The sequence below is a fragment of the Frigoribacterium sp. AC512 genome, assembly GCF_979258295.1.
Genome location: NZ_OZ409850.1, coordinates 2,693,986 through 2,712,846 on the forward strand (window position 1 = coordinate 2,693,986; position 18,861 = coordinate 2,712,846).

The 18,861-nt window shown below is 69.2% G+C and carries 27 protein-coding genes; 1 reads left to right on the plus strand and 26 read right to left on the minus strand.

Features of this window, described 5'->3' with window-relative positions; translation table 11 throughout:
- Window positions 1-134: 134 nt before the first annotated feature.
- The 9 genes from ACZZ97_RS12375 to infA form a co-directional block, all read right to left on the minus strand.
- The gene (locus ACZZ97_RS12375) at window positions 135-617 is read right to left on the minus strand and encodes a GNAT family N-acetyltransferase (RefSeq protein ID WP_463473350.1); all 483 of its coding nucleotides are present in this window, start codon (window positions 615-617) and stop codon (window positions 135-137) included.
- A complete protein-coding gene (locus tag ACZZ97_RS12380) occupies window positions 614-1,564 on the minus strand; it encodes a tRNA pseudouridine synthase A (protein WP_463473351.1) in 951 nt (316 codons plus the stop codon). Before ACZZ97_RS12380 ends, ACZZ97_RS12375 begins: the two co-directional genes overlap by 4 nt.
- Before the next feature lie 143 nt (window positions 1,565-1,707).
- On the minus strand, window positions 1,708-4,461 hold the full coding sequence (locus ACZZ97_RS12385; protein ID WP_463473352.1) for an ExeM/NucH family extracellular endonuclease: 2,754 nt from the start codon (window positions 4,459-4,461) through the stop codon (window positions 1,708-1,710).
- 264 nt (window positions 4,462-4,725) lie between these two features.
- A complete protein-coding gene (gene rplQ / locus ACZZ97_RS12390) occupies window positions 4,726-5,289 on the minus strand; it encodes a 50S ribosomal protein L17 (protein WP_314101656.1) in 564 nt (187 codons plus the stop codon).
- Window positions 5,290-5,338: 49 nt separating this feature from the next.
- Entirely contained in the window at window positions 5,339-6,331 is a 993-nt protein-coding gene (locus ACZZ97_RS12395; RefSeq protein ID WP_123547705.1) for a DNA-directed RNA polymerase subunit alpha, read from the minus strand.
- A 188-nt stretch (window positions 6,332-6,519) separates the two neighbouring features.
- Window positions 6,520-6,918, minus strand: coding sequence for a 30S ribosomal protein S11 (rpsK, locus tag ACZZ97_RS12400; protein ID WP_055799944.1), 399 nt, complete (start codon window positions 6,916-6,918; stop codon window positions 6,520-6,522).
- 44 nt (window positions 6,919-6,962) lie between these two features.
- Complete coding sequence (gene rpsM / locus ACZZ97_RS12405) at window positions 6,963-7,337, minus strand: 30S ribosomal protein S13 (RefSeq protein ID WP_056057338.1); 375 nt, start codon at window positions 7,335-7,337, stop codon at window positions 6,963-6,965.
- Between the two features lie 194 nt (window positions 7,338-7,531).
- Window positions 7,532-7,648, minus strand: coding sequence for a 50S ribosomal protein L36 (gene rpmJ, locus ACZZ97_RS12410; RefSeq protein WP_043593327.1), 117 nt, complete (start codon window positions 7,646-7,648; stop codon window positions 7,532-7,534).
- 68 nt (window positions 7,649-7,716) lie between these two features.
- Window positions 7,717-7,938 (minus strand): translation initiation factor IF-1, encoded by a 222-nt coding sequence (gene infA, locus ACZZ97_RS12415; protein WP_055857193.1) that lies wholly within the window; start codon window positions 7,936-7,938, stop codon window positions 7,717-7,719.
- A 178-nt stretch (window positions 7,939-8,116) separates the two neighbouring features.
- On the opposite strand from infA, the gene ACZZ97_RS12420 reads away from it, so the two are divergent.
- Complete coding sequence (locus tag ACZZ97_RS12420) at window positions 8,117-9,373, plus strand: LCP family protein (protein ID WP_463473353.1); 1,257 nt, start codon at window positions 8,117-8,119, stop codon at window positions 9,371-9,373.
- Between the two features lie 42 nt (window positions 9,374-9,415).
- Here ACZZ97_RS12420 and map read toward each other — a convergent pair whose 3' ends face one another.
- The 17 genes from map to rplV form a co-directional block, all read right to left on the minus strand.
- Window positions 9,416-10,249 carry a type I methionyl aminopeptidase gene (gene map / locus ACZZ97_RS12425; protein ID WP_463473354.1) on the minus strand — a complete coding sequence of 278 codons (834 nt, stop codon included), beginning with the start codon at window positions 10,247-10,249 and terminating at the stop codon, window positions 9,416-9,418.
- A 5-nt stretch (window positions 10,250-10,254) separates the two neighbouring features.
- A complete protein-coding gene (locus tag ACZZ97_RS12430) occupies window positions 10,255-10,875 on the minus strand; it encodes an adenylate kinase (protein WP_314101671.1) in 621 nt (206 codons plus the stop codon).
- Entirely contained in the window at window positions 10,872-12,194 is a 1,323-nt protein-coding gene (gene secY, locus ACZZ97_RS12435) for a preprotein translocase subunit SecY (protein WP_123547701.1), read from the minus strand. The genes ACZZ97_RS12430 and secY overlap by 4 nt, the downstream gene beginning before the upstream one ends.
- Before the next feature lie 69 nt (window positions 12,195-12,263).
- Complete coding sequence (rplO, locus tag ACZZ97_RS12440; RefSeq protein ID WP_314101673.1) at window positions 12,264-12,890, minus strand: 50S ribosomal protein L15; 627 nt, start codon at window positions 12,888-12,890, stop codon at window positions 12,264-12,266.
- Window positions 12,890-13,075, minus strand: a complete 186-nt coding sequence (rpmD, locus tag ACZZ97_RS12445) for a 50S ribosomal protein L30 (protein WP_123547699.1) — start codon at window positions 13,073-13,075, stop codon at window positions 12,890-12,892. The genes rplO and rpmD overlap by 1 nt, the downstream gene beginning before the upstream one ends.
- Window positions 13,075-13,830, minus strand: coding sequence for a 30S ribosomal protein S5 (rpsE, locus tag ACZZ97_RS12450; RefSeq protein ID WP_123547698.1), 756 nt, complete (start codon window positions 13,828-13,830; stop codon window positions 13,075-13,077). The genes rpmD and rpsE overlap by 1 nt, the downstream gene beginning before the upstream one ends.
- Window positions 13,827-14,198 carry a 50S ribosomal protein L18 gene (rplR, locus tag ACZZ97_RS12455; RefSeq protein WP_123355181.1) on the minus strand — a complete coding sequence of 124 codons (372 nt, stop codon included), beginning with the start codon at window positions 14,196-14,198 and terminating at the stop codon, window positions 13,827-13,829. Before rplR ends, rpsE begins: the two co-directional genes overlap by 4 nt.
- A gap of 2 nt (window positions 14,199-14,200) precedes the next feature.
- Window positions 14,201-14,737, minus strand: coding sequence for a 50S ribosomal protein L6 (gene rplF, locus ACZZ97_RS12460; RefSeq protein ID WP_123547697.1), 537 nt, complete (start codon window positions 14,735-14,737; stop codon window positions 14,201-14,203).
- Window positions 14,738-14,743: 6 nt separating this feature from the next.
- A complete protein-coding gene (rpsH, locus tag ACZZ97_RS12465) occupies window positions 14,744-15,142 on the minus strand; it encodes a 30S ribosomal protein S8 (RefSeq protein WP_123547696.1) in 399 nt (132 codons plus the stop codon).
- A gap of 141 nt (window positions 15,143-15,283) precedes the next feature.
- On the minus strand, window positions 15,284-15,871 hold the full coding sequence (rplE, locus tag ACZZ97_RS12470) for a 50S ribosomal protein L5 (RefSeq protein WP_123547695.1): 588 nt from the start codon (window positions 15,869-15,871) through the stop codon (window positions 15,284-15,286).
- The gene (rplX, locus tag ACZZ97_RS12475; RefSeq protein WP_123547694.1) at window positions 15,871-16,230 is read right to left on the minus strand and encodes a 50S ribosomal protein L24; all 360 of its coding nucleotides are present in this window, start codon (window positions 16,228-16,230) and stop codon (window positions 15,871-15,873) included. The genes rplE and rplX overlap by 1 nt, the downstream gene beginning before the upstream one ends.
- Window positions 16,231-16,233: 3 nt before the next feature.
- The gene (rplN, locus tag ACZZ97_RS12480; RefSeq protein WP_043593350.1) at window positions 16,234-16,602 is read right to left on the minus strand and encodes a 50S ribosomal protein L14; all 369 of its coding nucleotides are present in this window, start codon (window positions 16,600-16,602) and stop codon (window positions 16,234-16,236) included.
- Window positions 16,603-16,636: 34 nt separating this feature from the next.
- The gene (gene rpsQ / locus ACZZ97_RS12485; RefSeq protein ID WP_133738229.1) at window positions 16,637-16,933 is read right to left on the minus strand and encodes a 30S ribosomal protein S17; all 297 of its coding nucleotides are present in this window, start codon (window positions 16,931-16,933) and stop codon (window positions 16,637-16,639) included.
- The gene (gene rpmC, locus ACZZ97_RS12490) at window positions 16,933-17,265 is read right to left on the minus strand and encodes a 50S ribosomal protein L29 (protein WP_123547692.1); all 333 of its coding nucleotides are present in this window, start codon (window positions 17,263-17,265) and stop codon (window positions 16,933-16,935) included. Before rpmC ends, rpsQ begins: the two co-directional genes overlap by 1 nt.
- Entirely contained in the window at window positions 17,265-17,684 is a 420-nt protein-coding gene (gene rplP / locus ACZZ97_RS12495; protein WP_043593355.1) for a 50S ribosomal protein L16, read from the minus strand. The genes rpmC and rplP overlap by 1 nt, the downstream gene beginning before the upstream one ends.
- Window positions 17,685-17,686: 2 nt before the next feature.
- Window positions 17,687-18,466, minus strand: a complete 780-nt coding sequence (gene rpsC / locus ACZZ97_RS12500; protein ID WP_123547691.1) for a 30S ribosomal protein S3 — start codon at window positions 18,464-18,466, stop codon at window positions 17,687-17,689.
- Entirely contained in the window at window positions 18,466-18,858 is a 393-nt protein-coding gene (gene rplV / locus ACZZ97_RS12505) for a 50S ribosomal protein L22 (protein ID WP_123547690.1), read from the minus strand. The genes rpsC and rplV overlap by 1 nt, the downstream gene beginning before the upstream one ends.
- Window positions 18,859-18,861 lie beyond the last annotated feature (3 nt).

The window sequence follows — 18,861 nt, forward strand, 5'->3', positions numbered from 1 at the left end:
CGAGTCAGGTGGAGGGCTCAACTTCGGGCGTCGCGCGCAGTTGCGCAGACACCAAGGGTCGACGATACCCGACACGCCCGGAGGCGTCAAACGGTCGCCGGCGGACGACCAGGCCCTCCCCCGTCAGCCGTCGGTCAGGAGGCGCCGAGGGCGGTGAGCGCACCGCCGTCGAGCCGGAAGGTGGTCCACTCGTCCATCGACGAGGCGCCGAGCGACCGGTAGAAGCCGATCGAGGGCTCGTTCCAGTCGAGGACCGCCCACTCGACCCTGGCGAGTCCCCTGGCCACCGCCTCCTGCGCCAGCCGCGCCAGCAGGGCCCGGCCGTGGCCGGCGCCCCGGTGCTGCGGCGCGACGTACAGGTCTTCGAGGTGGATGCCGTGGACGCCCTCCCAGGTCGAGAAGGTGAGGAACCAGATCGCGAGGCCCGCCAGCTCGCCCGGCTCGTCACCGTCGACCACGAAGGCGAAGACGGCGGGCGCCTCGCCGAAGAGCGCGCGCTCGAGGTCGGCCTCGGTCGTCCTCACGGCGTCCGGCTCCTTCTCGTAGACCGCGAGCTCGACGATCAGGCGCAGCAGCTCGGGGACGTCGGACGGGGCAGCGGGGCGGGGAGCGCTCATCCGTCGAGGCTAGCGGCCGACCTCTTCACCTGCGTGAGCACGACGCGCGCCGCGACCTCGTCGTCGGGCGGGTAGCCCACCTCGACCATGGTCAGGCCCGTCGCCGGGACCACGCGGAACTCGCCGTTGCGCGCGGCCTCGCGGCGCACGCCGACGGCCCGGTGCTCGGGCATCGCGCCCTCCCCCACCGCGACGCAGGCGCCGACGAGGTTGCGCACGAGGTTGTGGCAGAAGGCGTCGGCCTGCACGGTCGCGACGAGCACGCCGTCGGCGTCGCGCCTCCAGGTGAAGTGCTGGAGCTCGCGGATGGTGGTCGCGAAGTCGCGGTGGCGGCAGTAGGCGGCCCAGTCGTGCAGCCCGACGAGGCCCGCGGCCGTCGCGCTCATCAGGTCGAGGTCGAGGAGGTGGTCGTACCAGAGCGTGTGGCTGCGCCTCGTCGGGTCGCGCTCGGCCCCGCGGTCGGCGATGCGGTACTCGTAGCGCCGCCACAGCGCGCCGAAGCGCGCGTGGAACCCGGGAGGCGCGAGCCGCGCCCCCGAGACGACGATCTCGTCCGAGGAGCCGGCCAGCCCGTTCAGGCGCCGGGCGAGGACGGTCGGCGCGTCGAGGGGCGACCGGTCGACCATGCCGCGGTGCGGCCGCTGCAGCTGGGCGATCTGCTCGTCCGTGAGGTCGAGGTGCACCACTTGGCCGCGCGCGTGCACGCCGGCGTCCGTGCGGCCGGCGACCGTGACGGTCGGGACGTGCTCGTGCCGGCCGAAGAGCGTGCGGAGCGCCGCCTCCATCTCGCCCTGCACCGTCCGGCGGCCGGGCTGCTCGCTCCAGCCCGAGAACGAGGTGCCGTCGTAGGCCACGGTCAGCCGCACCCGGGTCAGGCCCGCCGGCACGAAGGCCGGGTCGTCGACGGCCGGGGCTGCAGGAGGGGCGTCGCTCGTCACGCCGTCCATGCTACGGGCGACGCGAGGGGCGGACGGGCTCGTGCCCGTCCGCCCCTCGGGCCTCCTCGCGCAGCCGCCCCGCACGGGCCAGCTGGATCAGCGGCTCAGCGACTCAGCGGCTCAGCGACTCAGCGGCTCAGCGACTCAGCGGCTCAGCGCCAGCGCCACCCGAACAGCTTCGTCAGCCACGACACCACGGCGGTGACGACGGCGACGATGACCTGCACCACGGGCGGCAGCGGGTGCGCGCCCCCGCCGTGCCCGGGATCGGTCGGGTCCGTGGGGCCCGTGCCCGGGTCCGTCGGGTCCGTCGGGTCCGTCGGGTCGGTCGGGTCGGTCGGGTCCTCGTCGGCGACGAGGGAGAGGCCGACGTGGACGGGGTCGTGGTCGCTCGCACGGAACGGCCCCTCCTCGAACAGCGGGACGACGTTGTAGTTGTAGCGGCTGTACTCGAGCCCCACCGACTCTCCCGAGTTGATGTTCCAGATGTCCACCGCGGTGACGGCCTCGGCGGCGGCCGGCGACGCGAGCACGTGGTCGAGCGAGCCGCTGAGGCCGCCGAAGACGTAGCTGTACTCGTCGGTCTCGGTCGAGCCGAGGTCGGCGTAGCCCGCGTCGCGCAGCACCTCGATCGGGTCCTCCTGCGAGTAGGCGTTGAAGTCGCCGAGCAGGAACGCCAGGTCCGTGCCCGAAGCCGCCTGCACGCGGTCCGAGAAGGCGACGAGCGCCTCCGCCTGGTTGACGCGCGAGGCGTTGGAGGCGCCCTGGCCGTCGCCGAGGTCGGCGTCGGCACCCGATCCGCTCCCCTTCGACTTGAAGTGGTTCGCGATCGCGACGAACGTGGCGTCGTCGGAGTCGGCCGCGGCGACCGGGCGGAACGCCTGGGCGAGCGGCTGACGCGCGTTGCTGAAGGCCGGGGCGTCGGTGAGGATCGTCGACCCGCCGACCGTCTCGATCGTGCCGGCCTTGTAGATGAAGGCGAGGCGGATGACGTCCTCGTTCGACGGCACCGTCGCGGGCGAGGGGACGTAGCTCCACTCGTCGGCGCCGAGGTCGGCGTTGAGGGCGTCGACCAGGGTCGACACGGCCGCGTCGCGGTCCTGCCCGAAGCGGGCCGAGTTCTCGATCTCCTCGAGCGAGACGACGTCGGCGTCGAGGCCGTTGATCGCCGCGACGATCTTCGACTGCTGACGCTCGAAGCTGACCTGCGTGGCGGCGCCGCGGGCGTCGCAGCCGCTGTTCACGGTCAGCGGCTCTCCCGCGCGATCCCGGTAGTAGGTGCAGCCGGAGAGCTGGTCGCCCGTGGTCGGGAAGTAGTTCAGCACGTTGAAGCTGGCGATCGACACGTCGCCGCCGACGTCGACGGGGGTCGACTCGCGCACGACGCCGAACGAGGCCGGCAGCTCGGCGGCGGGGGTGTCGCCGGTCACGCGGCCCGTGGGCTGGAGCTTCCAGGTGCCGTTGCGGAAGTCGACCACGACGGGCTGGGAGAAGTCGACCGGGGCACCGACCGTGACGGGGGTCTCGGGCGAGAGCCACGGCAACGGGATCGACTGGTTGGCCGCGGTGAAGAAGTTCACGCTCGAGCCGTCGTCGAGCGTGACGGCGCGGGCGGCGTTGTCCGCGGCGACGGCTGCCGCCTCGGCGCTGCCGGGACGGCCCACCTCGGTCGGCTGCAGGAGCGGGCCGGTGCCTGCCGCCAGCGCGACCTCGCCGTACTGGTTCGTCGTGTAGACGTCGGAGACCGTGAAGTCGCCCTGCGGCGCGATGAGCATGCTCTCGAGCGACTCGCGCTCGAGGTCCGTCGTGGGCCAGGCGACGGTCGCCGCCAGCGGTGCCTCGACGGTGCTCGCGTCGAGCCGCACGAGGCCTGAGGCGTCGGCGACCGTGAGCTCGGTCAGGCCGAAGTACTCGGTGACCTCGCCGGTGAGCTCGACGTGGTCGCCCACGAAGACCGAGGAGGCGGTGGCTGAGCTGTAGACGAAGACCGCGTCGGACGCGGCGTGCGTCGCGAGGTCGAGCGCACCTCCGGTGCCCGGCGTCTGCACGACGTAGCCGTCGAGGCCGCCCGTCGGGTAGGTCGCCGTGACGACGCCGCGCGTCCGGACGACCTGCCCGGCGAAGGGGCTGGCGTCGCCCGTGCCCTGGATCTCGGCGATGGTCGCGTCGACCGCGGGCGCGGGCGGCTCGGTGGGCTCGGGTTCGGTGGGCTCCTCGGGGTCGGCGGGGGCGCCTCCTGCGCTGTTCACCGGCGTGACGACGTCGCTGACCGTGAAGTCGGCCGAGTTGTCGTCGGTGTCGACGTGGTCGGTGCGCACGAGCGAGTTCGGCACGGAGTTCGAGCCCGACGTCGCGGCGACGGCCGTCTCGGAGGTGTTGGACGTGCCGTAGCCCAGCAGGTCGACGACGCCGTCGACTCCGACGGACGACGCGCCGACGGGGAGCGTCACCGCCGTGGGCTGGTCGGCGAGCACGAGGGTGCCCGTCGTGCCGCTGGGGTTCAGCCCGAGCACGGCGTCGGCCGCGGGCAGCGACGCCCCGGCCGTGCCGTTGCTGCCGAGCTGCACGAGGAAGCTGCCGCCCGCGGGAACGGTGCCGGCGAGGGCGCCGACCCCTGAGACGGCCGACGAGGTCGCCGCCCGGTACTGGAGCGACCAGCCCGCCAGGGGGACGGCGGCGTCGGTCGGGTTGTACAGCTCGACGAACTTGTTCGTGAAGGGCGCGTTCGCACTGCCGCCCTTCAGGTAGGCCTCGTCGATGACGAGGCCCGAGCCGTCCACGGCGGCGGTGCCGAGGGAGGGCGAGGAGGAGGCGGCTGTCGCGGGCACCAGCGGCGCGAGGGCGAGAGCGACGCCGAGACCGGTCGCGAGCGCGACCGTCCTGACGGTACGGGGTCGGGGGTGCATGACGTCCTTCGTGACGGTTCGGGCCCGCTGATCCGGCGGGACACCGTCACGCTACGGGGCCGCGAAGGCCCACAGGTTTCGAGCAGGTGAACGACACCCGTTCGGGGGACGCCGCGTGTCGGCATGATCACCCACACGACGGTCGTCGCGTAGCCGGAGGCCCGTCGCCAGCCGTCCGCCCCGCCCCGCCTCGCCTCGCCTCGTCTCGACGACGGAGGGCCCGTCACCTCGCGGTGACGGGCCCTCTGCCGGTGGTGCTCGTGACTACTTGTCGTCCGACTTCGCAGCGGCGTCGGTCTCGACCTCGTCGGCGGCAGCCGTCTCGGTCTCGGCCTCGACGGGCTCGCTCTGCTCGACCGTCTCGGTCTCGTCGACGGGGGCCGCGTCGGCCTCCTCGGCGGGCACGTCCACGGGCGCGGCGGCCGGCGTGGCCTTCGAGCTCGACGACGACTTCACCTTGGGGGTGACGGGCTCGAGCACGAGTTCGATCGACACCATCGAGGCGTTGTCGCCCTTGCGGAAGCCGAGCTTCGTGATGCGGGTGTAGCCGCCCTCACGGTTCTCGACGAGCGGCGCGATCTCGGTGAAGAGGATGTGCGCGGCGTCCTTGTTGTTGCGCAGCGTCTGCATCGCACGACGACGCGACGCGAGGTCGCCCCGCTTCGCGAAGGTGACGAGGCGCTCGGCGACGGGACGGAGGCGCTTGGCCTTCGTCTCGGTCGTCTTGATGCTCTTGTGCTCGAAGAGCGATGCGGCGAGGTTCGCGAGCATCAGACGCTCGTGAGCCGGGCCGCCTCCGAGGCGGGGACCCTTGGTGGGCTTGGGCATGATCGTTGGTTCCTAGCTGTCGAAGATGGAGGGCGTCGGGAGACGAGACCTAGTTGGTCTCTTCCTCGTCGTAGCCGCTGTAGAAGTGGGCTCCGTCGAACCCGGGGACCGTGTCCTTGAGCGAGAGACCCAGCTCGACGAGCTTGTCCTTCACCTCGTCGACCGACTTCTGACCGAAGTTGCGGATGTTCATGAGCTGCGTCTCCGAGAGGGCGACGAGCTCGGACACCGTGTTGATGCCCTCGCGCTTCAGGCAGTTGTAGCTGCGCACCGACAGATCGAGATCCTCGATCGGCGTCTGCAGCTCGCTGGAGAGGACGGCGTCGACCGGCGCGGGGCCGATCTCGATGCCCTCGGCAGCGGTGTTGAGCTCGCGTGCCAGGCCGAACAGCTCGGTCAGCGTGCGACCGGCCGACGCGATGGCGTCGCGCGGCGTGATCGCCGGCTTCGTCTCGACGTCGACGACGAGACGGTCGAAGTCGGTGCGCTCACCGGCACGAGTCGCCTCGACGCGGTACGTGACCTTGAGGACGGGCGAGTAGATCGAGTCGATCGGGATCTGACCGGCCTCGCTGAACTCGGCGCGGTTCTGCACGGCCGAGACGTAGCCACGGCCACGCTCGATCGTCAGCTCGAGCTCGAACTTCGCCTTGTCGTTGAGCGTGGCGATGACGAGCTCGGGGTTGTGGATCTCGACGCCGGCCGGAGCCGAGATGTCGGCGGCCGTGACCTGGCCGGCGCCCTGCTTGCGCAGGTAAGCCGTGATGGGCTCGTCGTGCTCGCTCGAGACGACGAGCTGCTTGATGTTGAGGATGACCTCGGTCACGTCCTCCTTCACGCCCGGGACGGTCGTGAACTCGTGCAGCACGCCGTCGATGCGGATGCTGGTGACGGCCGCGCCGGGGATCGACGACAGGAGCGTGCGACGCAGCGAGTTGCCGAGGGTGTAGCCGAAGCCGGGCTCGAGGGGCTCGATCGCGAAACGCGAGCGGAACTCCGAGATGTTCTCCTCGGTGAGGGTGGGGCGCTGTGCAATGAGCACTGTGGGTTCCTTTCGGCGGAGAGTCCGCTATATGACTCTCGGCGGTACGACAGGGTGGCTGGCCCGTCGGTCTCTTGAGTTGTGGGCGCCCCGTGCGAGGAACGCAGGAGGCGGTGGTGACGCGGTCGAGCCCGCCGCGCCTCCTCGCCCCACGAGGGGAAGAGGAGGCACGACGGGCGGCAACTCAGTTAGACGCGACGACGCTTCGGCGGGCGGCAGCCGTTGTGCGCCTGCGGGGTGACGTCGTTGATCGAGCCGACCTCGAGGCCTGCGGCCTGGAGCGAGCGGATCGCGGTCTCACGACCCGAGCCCGGGCCCTTGACGAAGACGTCGACCTTCTTGACGCCGTGCTCCTGCGCCTGACGCGCAGCCGACTCGGCCGCGAGCTGCGCGGCGAACGGGGTCGACTTGCGCGAGCCCTTGAAGCCGACGGCGCCGGACGAAGCCCAGCTCAGCACGGCACCCGAGGGATCGGTGATCGACACGATGGTGTTGTTGAACGTGCTCTTGATGTGGGCCTGGCCCACGGCGACGTTCTTCTTCTCTTTGCGGCGGGGCTTGCGCGCGGCCGACTTCGGTGCTGCCATTTTGATCTCCTACGAACCTAGAGGCGTACGGCGGGAGCCGGGGCCTAGCGAGCCTTCTTCTTGCCGGCGACGGTGCGCTTCGGGCCCTTGCGGGTACGCGCGTTCGTCTTGGTGCGCTGGCCGCGCACAGGCAGGCCGCGGCGGTGGCGGATGCCCTCGTAGCTGCCGATCTCGACCTTGCGGCGGATGTCGGCGGCGACCTCACGGCGGAGGTCTCCCTCTACCTTGAAGTTGCCCTCGATGTGGTCGCGGAGCAGGACGAGCTGGTCGTCCGTGAGGTCCTTGACGCGGATGTTGCCGTCGATCTCGGTCTCGGCGAGAGTCTTGAGCGCGCGGGTGCGGCCGACTCCGTAGATGTAGGTCAGTGCGACTTCGACGCGCTTGTCACGCGGGATGTCAACGCCTGCTAGACGTGCCATGGTGGCTTCTCCTCAGAGAGTGGTGGAGGTGTGACGCAGCACCGGTGCCCGGGCCTCCGCCCGGGGTGTCCCCCGTCGGCCGCCGCGCGGGGCGACGTGTCGACGAGTTCTGGTGCTGCTCGTGGGGTGGTGCTGAGGGGCTCGAGAGCCCCGGCTGCTGCTGACCGCTGTCGCGGTCGGAGCGTGGCCGCTGACTAGCCCTGACGCTGCTTGTGACGCGGGTTGCTCTTGCAGATGACCATGACGTTGCCCTTGCGGCGAATCACCTTGCAGTGCTCGCAGATGGGCTTGACGCTGGGGTTGACCTTCATCGTTGTTTCCTTGATCTCGCTGGCTTCGTGCCCCGCGGGTGCGCGGGGCCGTTCCTTTCCAGCACGCCCTACTTGTAGCGGTAGACGATCCGGCCGCGGGTCAGGTCGTAGGGGCTCAGCTCGACGATCACACGGTCTTCGGGGAGGATGCGGATGTAGTGCTGACGCATCTTTCCCGAGATGTGGGCGAGAACCTTGTGACCGTTGGTCAGCTCGACGCGGAACATCGCGTTGGGCAGAGCTTCGATCACAGCTCCTTCGATTTCGATGACACCGTCTTTTTTGGCCATGGACTCACAGTCGCTCAGAGTTGGGGGTGTTGGTCGTGCGGGCAGTCGGCGCCCCGGGCATACAGATGTGGCCTGGGAACACCAAAGATCGATCCTAGGTGATGCCGCTACACTTCAGCAACCCGCCCGTCGACCCGACACGCCGAGTCGACGACGAGACGCCGACCAGGAGCTCCGAATGCCCCAGCAGACACGCACGCCCGGCCGCCGAGGCGCCGCCCGTCACGGTCGCCTCCGACCGCGAGGGCCGTTCCGGGCCCTGGTGACCCTCGTGGCCAGCGCACTGGCCGTGCTGCTCGTGAGCGGCGCCTCCCTGGCCGCCATCACCGCCCAGCAGCTCACCTCCTCGGTGACGTCGGTCGCCCTGGACAACGAGACGGCCGCCCCGAAGGAGATCTCGGCCATCCCCGGCGGCGCGAACATCCTCCTGATCGGCAGCGATCAGCGTGATCCCGGCAGCGCGGTGGACGCCGGCGTGGTCGACGGGGTGCGGAACGACGTCAACATCCTCGTGCACCTGTCCGAGGACCAGACCCAGCTCACGGCCGTGAGCTTCCCGCGCGACCTGATGATCGACCGCCCCGCGTGCACCGGCGACGACGGGGCAGCGCATCCGGCCGCCTCGTACCAGCAGTTCAACACCCTCTACGGCGACGGGGGCATCAGCTGCACGGTCGCCGCCGTCGAGAGCATGACGGGGCTCAGCGTCTACTACGCGGGCATGATCACCTTCGACGGCGTCATCGAGATGTCGAACGCCCTGGGCGGGGTCGACGTCTGCGTGACGCAGCGGATCCGCGACACCGACACCGGGCTCGACCTCTCGGCCGGCACCCACTCCCTGCAGGGCAAGGACGCCCTCGAGTTCCTCCGGACGCGCCACGGCGTCGGCGACGGGAGCGACCTCGCCCGCATCAGCTCGCAGCAGGTGTTCCTGTCGTCGATGATGCGCACGATCATCTCGGGCGGCACCCTCGGCAGCCCGACGACCCTCTACAAGCTAGCCTCGGCGGCGCTCGGCAACATGACGCTCTCGTCGTCCCTGAGCTCGCCCGACACGTTGGTCTCGCTCGCGCTCGCGCTGAGGAACCTGACCCCGGCCGACATCGTGTTCGTGCAGTACCCGGTGGTGGACGACCCCGACCAGGCCGGTCGGGTGGTCCCCGCCGAGTCGGACGCCGGGGTGCTGGAGACGGCCCTGCAGACGGACCAGAAGTTCACCCTCGGCGACCAGTCCGAGGGTCGCGGATCCACCGTGGACGAGTCGGCCGTGCCCGCTCCGGAGACGCCGGCGCCGGCCGCGACGACCGGACCGGCAGCGCCCGAGACCACAGCGCCGGTCGAGCCGGCACCGGTGACCACCACGCTGCCGTCGACCATCACCGGCCAGACCGCCGCCGAGGCCACCTGCTCGGTCGGTTCGTCCCGGGGCTGACGCGCCCGGCCGCGCCCGCCGGAGCTGGCGCGCCGCAGCGGGTCAGGCGATCGGGACGGGCACGACCCCGAGAGCGGCCAGTCCCGCCGCTCCCCCGTCGTGCGCGGTCGTCACCCAGATGCCGCCGGCGTGGACGGCGACCGAGTGCTCCCAGTGGGCCGCGTCCGAGCCGTCGACGGTGGCGACCGTCCAGTCGTCGTCGCGGGTGACCGTGTCCGCACGGCCGAGGGTGACCATCGGCTCAATGGCCACGACGAGCCCGGGGCGCACCGCGGGACCGCGGCCCCGTACCCGGTAGTTGAAGACGGGGGGCTCCTCGTGCATCGACCTGCCGATCCCGTGGCCCGTGTAGTCCTCGACGATGCCGAAGTCCCCACGGGACTCCACGTGGTCCTCGACGGCGTCGCCGACCTCGTTGAGGCCCCGCGCACCGGCCAGGGCTGCGATGCCGCGCCAGAGCGCCTCCTCGGTCACCTCGGCGAGGAACCGGCGATCGGCCACGATCTCGGGACGGTCAGGATCGTCGAGCACGAAGGTGCGGGCGCTGTCGCCGTTCCAGCCGTCGACCTCGGCGCCGCAGTCGACGGAGACGAGGTCGCCGGACCGCAGCACGCGATCACCGGGGATCCCGTGGACGACCTCGTCGTTCACGGAAGCGCAGATCGTGTGCCGGTAGCTCGGCACGAGCATGAAGTTGGGCACGCCGCCGCCTTCGCGGATCGTGCGCTCTGCCACGGCGTCGAGGTCGCCGGTGGTGACCCCGGGTCGGATGACGGCAGCGACGGCGTCCAGCGCCTCCGCAGTCAGGACGCCAGGGCGCACCATGAGCCGGAGCTCGTCGGGGCTCTTGTAGATCCCGGGTCTGCGGAGCGCCACGTCGTTCAGGAGGCGGAGGCGGTGGGCCGGAAACCGGCGCTCACGAGAGCGCCGTCGATGCGCGTGGCGACCTCGTCGATGGTGCCGAGCCCGTCGACCTCGACGAGCAGGCCGCGGTCGCGGTACGTCTCGATCAGAGGAGCGGTCTCGCGGAGGTAGACGTCCTGTCGGTGGCGGATCGCCTCCTCCGTGTCGTCGGAGCGCCCCTGGTCGAGAGCGCGTCGGCGAAGGCGCTCGACGATCTCGTCACGGTCGGCGACGAGCTGCACGACGGCGGCGAGGGCCTCGCCGCGTCCCGCGAGGAACTCGTCGAGGAACTCGACCTGCTGCACGGTGCGCGGGTAGCCGTCGAGCAGGAACCCCTGCTCGGCGTCCGCCTCGGCCAGGCGGTCGCTGATGAGTTCGTTGGTCAGGCTGTCCGGGACGTAGTCGCCCGCGTCGAGGATCGCCTTGACCTTGAGGCCGAGATCGGTCTCGCCTGCGACGTTGGCCCGGAAGATGTCGCCCGTCGAGATCGCGGGGATGCCGAACGACTCGGCGATGCGCACCGCCTGGGTGCCCTTGCCCGCGCCGGGCGGACCGACGATCAGGAGGCGCGGTGCCGGGATCGACTGTGCACTGGTCATCGGAGGAGCCCCTCGTAGTGCCGCTGCTGGAGCTGCGAGTCGATCTGCTTGACCGTCTCGAGGCCGACTCCGACGATGATCAGGATGCTCGCGCCGCCGAAGGGGAAGTTCTGGTTGGCGCCGACGGTGGCGAGGGCGATCAGCGGGATGAGCGCCACGATGCCGAGGTACAGGGAGCCGGGCAGGGTGACCCGGGTCAGGACGTAGTCGAGGTACTCGGCCGTCGGACGGCCCGCACGGATGCCGGGGATGAACCCGCCGTACTTCTTCATGTTGTCCGCGACCTCTTCGGGGTTGAAGGTGATCGCGACGTAGAAGTAGGTGAACCCGACGATGAGCGCGAAGTACACGGCCATGTAGAGCGGGTTGTCGCCCGAGGTGAGGTTCGCTTCGACCCACGAGACCCACGCCGCGGGGGCGGTGCCGTCGGTCGGCCGGTTGAACTGGGCGACCAGGGCCGGCAGGTACAGCAGCGACGAGGCGAAGATGACGGGCACGACGCCGGCCATGTTGACCTTGATCGGGATGTACGTGTTGTTGCCCCCGTAGGTCCGCCTGCCGACCATGCGCTTGGCGTACTGCACGGGCACTCGTCGCTGCGACTGCTCGACGAAGACGACGGCGGCCATGATGACCAGCCCGACCGCGATGACCATGAGGAAGATCTCGAAGCCACGGGCCTGGGCGATGCTCCACAGGGCGGTGGGGAAGCGGGCCGCGATCGACGTGAAGATGAGGAGCGACATGCCGTTGCCGATGCCGCGCTCGGTGATGAGCTCGCCCATCCACATGATGAGGCCGGTGCCGGCGGTCATGGTGATGACCATGAGGAGCACGGCGTACCAGGCGTCGTTCGTGATGAGCTGCTGGCACTCCGCGGCGCCGGAGCCCGCGAAGAGCGTGCCGGAACGGGCGACGGTGATGAGGGTGGTCGACTGCAGGATGCCCAGTGCGATGGTGAGGTACCGCGTGTACTGGGTCAGCTTGGCCTGGCCGGACTGGCCCTCCTTGTAGAGGGTGTCGAAGTGCGGGATCACCACGCGCAACAGCTGCACGATGATGGACGACGTGATGTAGGGCATGATGCCCAGCGCGAACACGGACAACTGCAGCAGTGCGCCGCCGCTGAAGAGGTTCACGAGCTCGTAGAGGCCCGACGTGCCCTGGCTGCCGGCGAGGCAGAGCTGCACGTTCTGGTAGTCCACGAACGGAGCAGGGATGAAGGACCCCAGCCGGAAGAGCGCGATGATGCCGAGCGTGAACCCGATCTTGCGGCGAAGGTCGGGCGTGCGCATGATGCGCGCGACAGCTCTGAACATGGTGGGCCTCCCGGTGTGAAGGATAGACGACTGAAGGGGGTGGCCCTGACGGACCACCCCCTCAGGGCATTACTTGGTGACGGATCCGCCCGCGGCGACGATCTTCTCTTCGGCAGAGCCGGAGACCTTGTCGACCGTGACGGTCAGCGCGACGCTGAGGTCGCCCTGGCCGAGGACCTTGACCTTCTCGTTCTTGCGGACGGCGCCCTTGGCGACCAGGTCGACGATGGTGACGTCGCCTCCCTGGGGGTAGAGCTCGCCGAGCTTCTCGAGGTTCACGACCTGGTACTCGACGCGGAACGGGTTCTTGAACCCGCGCAGCTTCGGAGTACGCATGTGCAGCGGCATCTGGCCGCCCTCGAAGCCGACCTTGACCTGGTACCGGGCCTTCTGGCCCTTGGTGCCACGTCCGGCCGTCTTGCCCTTCGAGCCCTCACCGCGTCCGACGCGGGTCTTCGCCTTCTTGGCACCGGGAGCCGGGCGGAGGTGGTGCACCTTGAGCACCTGCGGACGCGCGACGTCCGACGAGCCGGCCGGGGCCGACTTCGTGCTGGACGCCGTCGACGCGGCAGCCTTGTCGGCAGCCGGCTTCTTGGCGGCGGCCTTGGGGGCAGCAGCCTTGGTGGTCGTCGCCTTGGGGGCGGCGGCCTTCTTGGGAGCGGCCTTCGCGGCCGGCTCCTTCTTCTCGTCAGCCATTAGTCAATCTCCTCGACCTTCACGAGGTGAGCGACCACGTTGACGTAGCCACGGTTCTGCTTGGTGTCCTCGCGAACGACCGAGTGGCCGATGCGCTTGAGGCCCAGGCTCCGCAGCGTGTCACGCTGGTTCTGCTTCTCGCTGATTACGGACTTGATCTGGGTCACCTTGAGGTTGGCGGCCATCAGGCACCTGCCTTCTCGGTCGCGGCGGTGCGCGCTGCGTCCTCTGCACGCTGCAGGAACGCCGGCATCACCTGGTCGATGTCGAGGCCACGACGGGCCGCGACGGCACGAGGCTCCTCGAGGAGCTTCAGCGCCGTGACGGTCGCGTGCACGATGTTGATCGTGTTGGACGAACCGAGCGACTTGCTGAGCACGTCGTGGATGCCGGCGCACTCGAGCACGGCGCGGACGGGACCACCGGCGATGACACCGGTACCGGCCGAGGCCGGACGCAGCATCACGACGCCGGCAGCAGCCTCGCCCTGCACGGGGTGCGGGATGGTGTTGCCGATGCGGGGAACGCGGAAGAAGTTCTTCTTCGCCTCCTCGACGCCCTTGCTGATGGCGGTCGGGACCTCGCGGGCCTTGCCGTAGCCGACGCCGACGAGTCCGTTGCCGTCGCCGACGACGACGAGCGCCGTGAAGCTGAAGCGACGACCGCCCTTGACGACCTTGGACACGCGGTTGATGGTGACGACGCGCTCCAGGAACTGGCTCTTGTCGTCACGGTCGCCGCGGCCACGGCCGCCGGCGTTGCGGTCTCCGCGGCCCTGACCGCCGCGACGGTCGGTGCGACCGCCTTCGCGGTTGTTGGACTCCGAGCCGGCAGCCGTCTCGACGGGGCGCTCGACGACGGCCTCGGCGGGAGCCTTCGCGGCCTCCGTCGTCGCCTCGGCCGGGGCCTCGGGGGGAGTGGTGTTCGTAGCGTCGCTCACAGGTTCAAACCAGCCTCTCGGGCGCCTTCGGCGATGGCCGCGACGCGTCCGGCGTACTTGTTGCCGCCGCGATCGAACACGACGGCCTCGATGCCCGCGGCCTTCGCACGCTCGGCGACGAGCGCGCCGACCTTGCGGGACTTAGCGGTCTTGTCACCGTCGAACGTGCGCATGTCGGCCTCGAGGGTCGAGGCGCTGGCGACGGTGAAGCCCTTGCTGTCGTCGACGACCTGCACGAAGACGTGACGGGCCGAGCGGGTGACGACGAGACGGGGGCGCTCTTCGGTGCCCACGACCTTCTTGCGCAGGCGGGTGTGACGGCGCTTGGTGGCTGCCGACTTGGACTTTCCTCGTGTACCGAGACCCATGATTACTTACCTGACTTTCCGGCCTTGCGGCGGACGACCTCGCCGGCGTAGCGGACACCCTTGCCCTTGTAGGGCTCGGGCTTGCGCAGCTTGCGGATGTTGGCGGCGACTTCGCCGACGGCCTGCTTGTCGATGCCGACGACCGTGAGCTTGTTGTTGCCCTCGACCGTGAAGCTGATGCCCGCGGGCGGCTCGACGGTGATGGGGTGCGAGTAGCCGAGCGCGAACTCGACGTTCGAGCCCTTCGCCTGCACGCGGTAACCGGTGCCGACGACCTCGAGGCCCTTGGTGTAGCCCTGGGTCACGCCGATGATCTGATTGGCGATGAGGGTACGGGTCAGACCGTGCAGGGCACGCGACTCACGCTCGTCGTCGGGACGCGTCACGACGACGGTGCCCTCTTCGAGCTTGGCTTCGATGGGGCTCTTGACGACGAGCGCGAGCTCGCCCTTCGGGCCCTTGACCGAAACGGCCTGGCCGTCGATCTTCACGTCGACCCCGGCAGGGATCGAGATGGGGAGTCTTCCGATTCGAGACATGGCGGGTTACCACACGTAGGCGAGGACTTCTCCGCCTACGCCCTTCTTCTCGGCCTCACGGTCGGTCAGCAGACCGGAGGAGGTGGACAGGATCGCCACGCCGAGGCCGCCGAAGACCTGGGGGATCTCGGTCGACTTCGCGTACACCCGGAGACCGGGCTTGGAGACGCGCTTGATGCCCACGATGGAGCGCTGGCGGTCGGGGCCGTACTTGAGGTCGATGGTGAGGGTCTGGCCCACACGGGCGTCCTCGACCTTCCACGACTCGATGAAGCCCTCACGCTTGAGGATCTCAGCGATGTGGGACTTGAGCTTGCTGCTGGGGAGCGAGACGGTCTCGTGGTGAGCCGAGTTCGCGTTGCGCAGTCTGGTCAGCAGGTCTGCGACCGGATCTGTCATCGTCATGCGGTTGATCTCTTCCTCATCCGGTTTCGACATCCGGTACACCGGGTGCCGACCTCGATGATCGGGCGGTCACGGAGCGATTCTCCGTGACCTCAGGGGAACGGTCGGCAACTCCGATGAGGAGTTGCCGACCGGACGATCTTAGTTGGCCTGGTCGGCCGTGCGGAACGGGAAGCCGAGAGCCTTGAGCAGAGCCCGGCCCTCGTCGTCGTTACGGGCCGTGGTGACGACGGTGATGTCGAAGCCACGGACACGGTCGATGCGGTCCTGGTCGATCTCGTGGAACATGCTCTGCTCGTTGAGGCCGAAGGTGTAGTTGCCGTTGCCGTCGAACTGGCGGTCGCTGAGACCACGGAAGTCGCGGATGCGGGGCAGCGCCAGCGACAGCAGACGGTCCAGGAACTCCCAGGCACGGTCGCCACGCAGCGTGACGTGAGCGCCGATGGCCTGGCCCTCACGCAGCTTGAACTGCGCGATCGACTTGCGGGCCTTGGTGACCTGCGGCTTCTGACCCGTGATGGCGGTCAGGTCCTTGATGGCGCCGTCCATGATCTTGCTGTCGCGAGCTGCCTCGCCGACACCGGTGTTCACGACGATCTTGACCAGGCCGGGGACCTGGTGGACGTTCGTGAACCCGAAGTCGCTCTTCAGCTGCGGCAGGATCTCGGCGCGGTACTTCGCCTTGAGGCGGGGCAGCGCGGCCGGCGTGCTCGTGGTGGTGTCAGTCATCAGAGGTTCTCTCCCGACGCCTTGGCGTAGCGGACGCGGACGGTCTTGGTGACGCCGTTCTTCGTGACCGTCTCTTCGCGGAAGCCGACGCGGGTCGGCTTCTTGGTCTTGGGGTCGACGATGGCGACGTTCGAGACGTGGAGGGGGGCCTCGTGCGTCTCGATGCCACCGGTCTTGGTGCCGCGCTGCGTCTGGCCGACGCGCACGTGCTTCGTGACGAGGTTGATGCCCTCGACCACGACGCGGTTGCGCTCGACGAGGACCTCGAGGACCTTGCCCTGCTTGCCGCGGTCGCCGCCGCGGGCCTGGGTCGCCCCGGTGATGACCTGCACGAGGTCACCCTTCTTGATGTTTGCCATGACTTAGATAACCTCCGGCGCCAGCGAGATGATCTTCATGAACTTCTTGTCGCGAAGCTCGCGACCGACCGGTCCGAAGATGCGCGTGCCACGGGGGTCGCCATCGGCCTTCAGGATCACTGCGGCGTTCTCGTCGAACTTGATGTAGGAGCCGTCCGGACGACGGACCTCCTTCTTGGTGCGAACGATGACGGCCTTGACGACGTCACCCTTCTTGACGTTGCCGCCGGGGATCGCGTCCTTGACGGTCGCCACGATCACGTCACCGAGTCCGGCGTAACGACGGCCGGAGCCACCGAGGACGCGGATGGTGAGGATCTCCTTGGCGCCGGTGTTGTCGGCGATCTTGAGGCGGGATTCCTGCTGAATCACTTCTGTCTCCTTCTACGCGAGCAGACCGCGAGGCCTACTTCGCCCTCTCGAGGATCTCGACCAGGCGCCAGCGCTTGGTGGCGCTGAGCGGACGGGTCTCGCTGATCACGACGAGGTCGCCGACGCCGGCCGCGTTGGCCTCGTCGTGGACCTTCACCTTGGAGGTGCGGCGGATGACCTTGCCGTACAGGGGGTGCTTCACGCGGTCCTCGACCTCGACGACGATGGTCTTGTCCATCTTGTCGCTGGTCACGTAGCCGCGACGGGTCTTGCGGTAGCCGCGGACCTCGACGGCTGCCGAGTCGACCTCGGTCTTGTTCTCGGTGGCCATTACTTCTCCTCGGCAGTCTCGACGGTGTCGGCGGCGGGCGCCTCGTCGGCGGCGGCAGCCTTCTTGGTCGACTTCTTGGTCGCCTTGGGGGCGGCCTCGACCGGGGCGGGGGTGGCACGGATGCCGAGCTCGCGCTCACGCAGGACCGTGTAGATGCGAGCGATGTCGCGCTTCACGGCGCGCACGCGGCCGTGGTTCTCGAGCTGGCCGGTGGCCGACTGGAAGCGCAGGTTGAACAGCTCTTCCTTGGCCTTCTTCAGCTCGTCGACGAGACGCTCGTCTTCGAATGTGTCGAGCTCGACAGGACGGAGCTCCTTGGAACCGATCGCCATTATGCGTCGCCCTCCTCGCGCTTGATGATGCGTGCCTTGAGGGGCAGCTTGTGGATTGCACGAGTGAGCGCCTCCTTGGCGATCTCCTCGCTGACGCCGCTGAGCTCGAAGAGCACGCGACCCGGCTTGACGTTGGCGACCCACCACTCGGGCGAGCCCTTGCCGGAACCCATGCGGGTCTCGGCGGGCTTCTTCGTGAGGGGACGGTCGGGGTAGATGTTGATCCAGACCTTGCCGCCACGCTTGATGTGACGCGTCATGGCGATACGAGCGGACTCGATCTGACGGTTGGTCACGTAAGCGGGCGTGAGTGCCTGGATGCCGTACTCACCGAAGCTGACCTTGGTGCCACCAGTGGCCTGGCCGCTACGGCCGGGGTGGTGCTGCTTGCGGTGCTTGACACGACGGGGGATAAGCATGGTTACGCCTCAGCTCCTGTGGTGGCGGGTGCCTTCTGCTCGCGGGGGGCGCGGTCGCTGCCCCCGCGACGTGCACCGTCACGGTCGTTGCGGCGCTCGGGGCGAGACGACTTCTGGTTCGCCTGCTCGCGCGCGAGCTCCTTGTTGGTGATGTCGCCCTTGTAGATCCAGACCTTGACACCGATGCGACCGAAGGTGGTCTTGGCCTCGTAGAAGCCGTAGTCGATGTTGGCGCGGAGGGTGTGCAGGGGCACGCGGCCCTCGCGGTAGAACTCCGAGCGGCTCATCTCGGCGCCGCCGAGGCGACCCGAGACCTGGATCCGGACGCCCTTGGCGCCGGCGCGCTGGGCGCCCTGGAGGCCCTTGCGCATCGCACGACGGAACGCCACACGAGCAGCGAGCTGCTCGGCGATGCCCTGCGCGACGAGCTGAGCCTCGGCCTCGGGGTTCTTGACCTCGAGGATGTTCAGCTGGATCTGCTTGCTCGTGAGCTTCTCGAGGTCGCCGCGGATGCGCTCGGCCTCGGCGCCGCGACGCCCGATCACGATGCCCGGACGGGCCGTGTGGATGTCGACGCGGACGCGGTCACGGGTGCGCTCGATCTCGATCTTGGCCACGCCGGCGCGGTCGAGCGAGGTCTTGAGCAGCGTGCGGATCTTGATGTCCTCGGCGACGTAGTCGCTGTAGCGCTGACCGGCCTTGGTGCTGTCGGTGAACCACCGCGACACGTGGTCGGTGGTGATGCCCAGACGGAAGCCGTACGGGTTGACTTTCTGGCCCATTACTTGCTCGCCTTCTTCGTAGCAGCGGCAGCCTCGACCTCATCCGGCGTCGCGAGGACGATCGTGATGTGGCTGGTGCGCTTCAGGATCTGGAAGGCACGCCCCTGGGCACGCGGCTGGAACCGCTTGAGGGTCGCGCCCTGGTCGACGAATGCACGGCTCACGTAGAGGTCCTGCTCGTCCAGGTAGCTGTTGTCCTTGTCCGCCTTGACACGTGCGTTGGCCATGGCCGACGCGACGAGCTTGTAGACGGGCTCGCTGGCGCCCTGGGGCGCGAACTTCAGGATGGCCAGGGCCTCGAGGGCCTGCTTGCCGCGGATCAGGTTGACGACGCGACGGGCCTTCATGGGGGTGACGCGGATGTGACGCACGCGTGCGATCGACTCCACCATTTC

Bases quoted from the DNA above. Each gene is read 5' to 3' on its own strand.
- rpsK (WP_055799944.1), bottom strand. From the start codon at position 6,918: ATGGCAGCACCGAAGTCGGCCGCGCGCAAGCCCCGCCGCAAAGAGAAG.
- rpsQ (WP_133738229.1), bottom strand. From the start codon at position 16,933: ATGGCCACCGAGAACAAGACCGAGGTCGACTCGGCAGCCGTCGAGGTC.
- rplR (WP_123355181.1), bottom strand. From the start codon at position 14,198: ATGGGTCTCGGTACACGAGGAAAGTCCAAGTCGGCAGCCACCAAGCGC.
- rplQ (WP_314101656.1), bottom strand. From the start codon at position 5,289: ATGCCCAAGCCCACCAAGGGTCCCCGCCTCGGAGGCGGCCCGGCTCAC.
- rpmC (WP_123547692.1), bottom strand. From the start codon at position 17,265: ATGGCGATCGGTTCCAAGGAGCTCCGTCCTGTCGAGCTCGACACATTC.
- ACZZ97_RS12385 (WP_463473352.1), bottom strand. From the start codon at position 4,461: ATGCACCCCCGACCCCGTACCGTCAGGACGGTCGCGCTCGCGACCGGT.
- infA (WP_055857193.1), bottom strand. From the start codon at position 7,938: ATGGCCAAAAAAGACGGTGTCATCGAAATCGAAGGAGCTGTGATCGAA.
- rpsM (WP_056057338.1), bottom strand. From the start codon at position 7,337: ATGGCACGTCTAGCAGGCGTTGACATCCCGCGTGACAAGCGCGTCGAA.
- rplX (WP_123547694.1), bottom strand. From the start codon at position 16,230: ATGGCAAACATCAAGAAGGGTGACCTCGTGCAGGTCATCACCGGGGCG.
- rplV (WP_123547690.1), bottom strand. From the start codon at position 18,858: ATGGTGGAGTCGATCGCACGCGTGCGTCACATCCGCGTCACCCCCATG.
- ACZZ97_RS12380 (WP_463473351.1), bottom strand. From the start codon at position 1,564: ATGGACGGCGTGACGAGCGACGCCCCTCCTGCAGCCCCGGCCGTCGAC.
- rpmJ (WP_043593327.1), bottom strand. From the start codon at position 7,648: ATGAAGGTCAACCCCAGCGTCAAGCCCATCTGCGAGCACTGCAAGGTG.
- rplP (WP_043593355.1), bottom strand. From the start codon at position 17,684: ATGCTTATCCCCCGTCGTGTCAAGCACCGCAAGCAGCACCACCCCGGC.
- ACZZ97_RS12420 (WP_463473353.1), top strand. From the start codon at position 8,117: ATGCCCCAGCAGACACGCACGCCCGGCCGCCGAGGCGCCGCCCGTCAC.
- rpsH (WP_123547696.1), bottom strand. From the start codon at position 15,142: ATGACGATGACAGATCCGGTCGCAGACCTGCTGACCAGACTGCGCAAC.
- rplE (WP_123547695.1), bottom strand. From the start codon at position 15,871: ATGACTGACACCACCACGAGCACGCCGGCCGCGCTGCCCCGCCTCAAG.
- rpmD (WP_123547699.1), bottom strand. From the start codon at position 13,075: ATGGCCGCCAACCTCAAGGTGACCCAGATCAAGTCCGTAATCAGCGAG.
- secY (WP_123547701.1), bottom strand. From the start codon at position 12,194: ATGTTCAGAGCTGTCGCGCGCATCATGCGCACGCCCGACCTTCGCCGC.
- ACZZ97_RS12430 (WP_314101671.1), bottom strand. From the start codon at position 10,875: ATGACCAGTGCACAGTCGATCCCGGCACCGCGCCTCCTGATCGTCGGT.
- rpsC (WP_123547691.1), bottom strand. From the start codon at position 18,466: ATGGGCCAGAAAGTCAACCCGTACGGCTTCCGTCTGGGCATCACCACC.
- rplF (WP_123547697.1), bottom strand. From the start codon at position 14,737: ATGTCTCGAATCGGAAGACTCCCCATCTCGATCCCTGCCGGGGTCGAC.
- rplO (WP_314101673.1), bottom strand. From the start codon at position 12,890: ATGGCTGACGAGAAGAAGGAGCCGGCCGCGAAGGCCGCTCCCAAGAAG.
- ACZZ97_RS12375 (WP_463473350.1), bottom strand. From the start codon at position 617: ATGAGCGCTCCCCGCCCCGCTGCCCCGTCCGACGTCCCCGAGCTGCTG.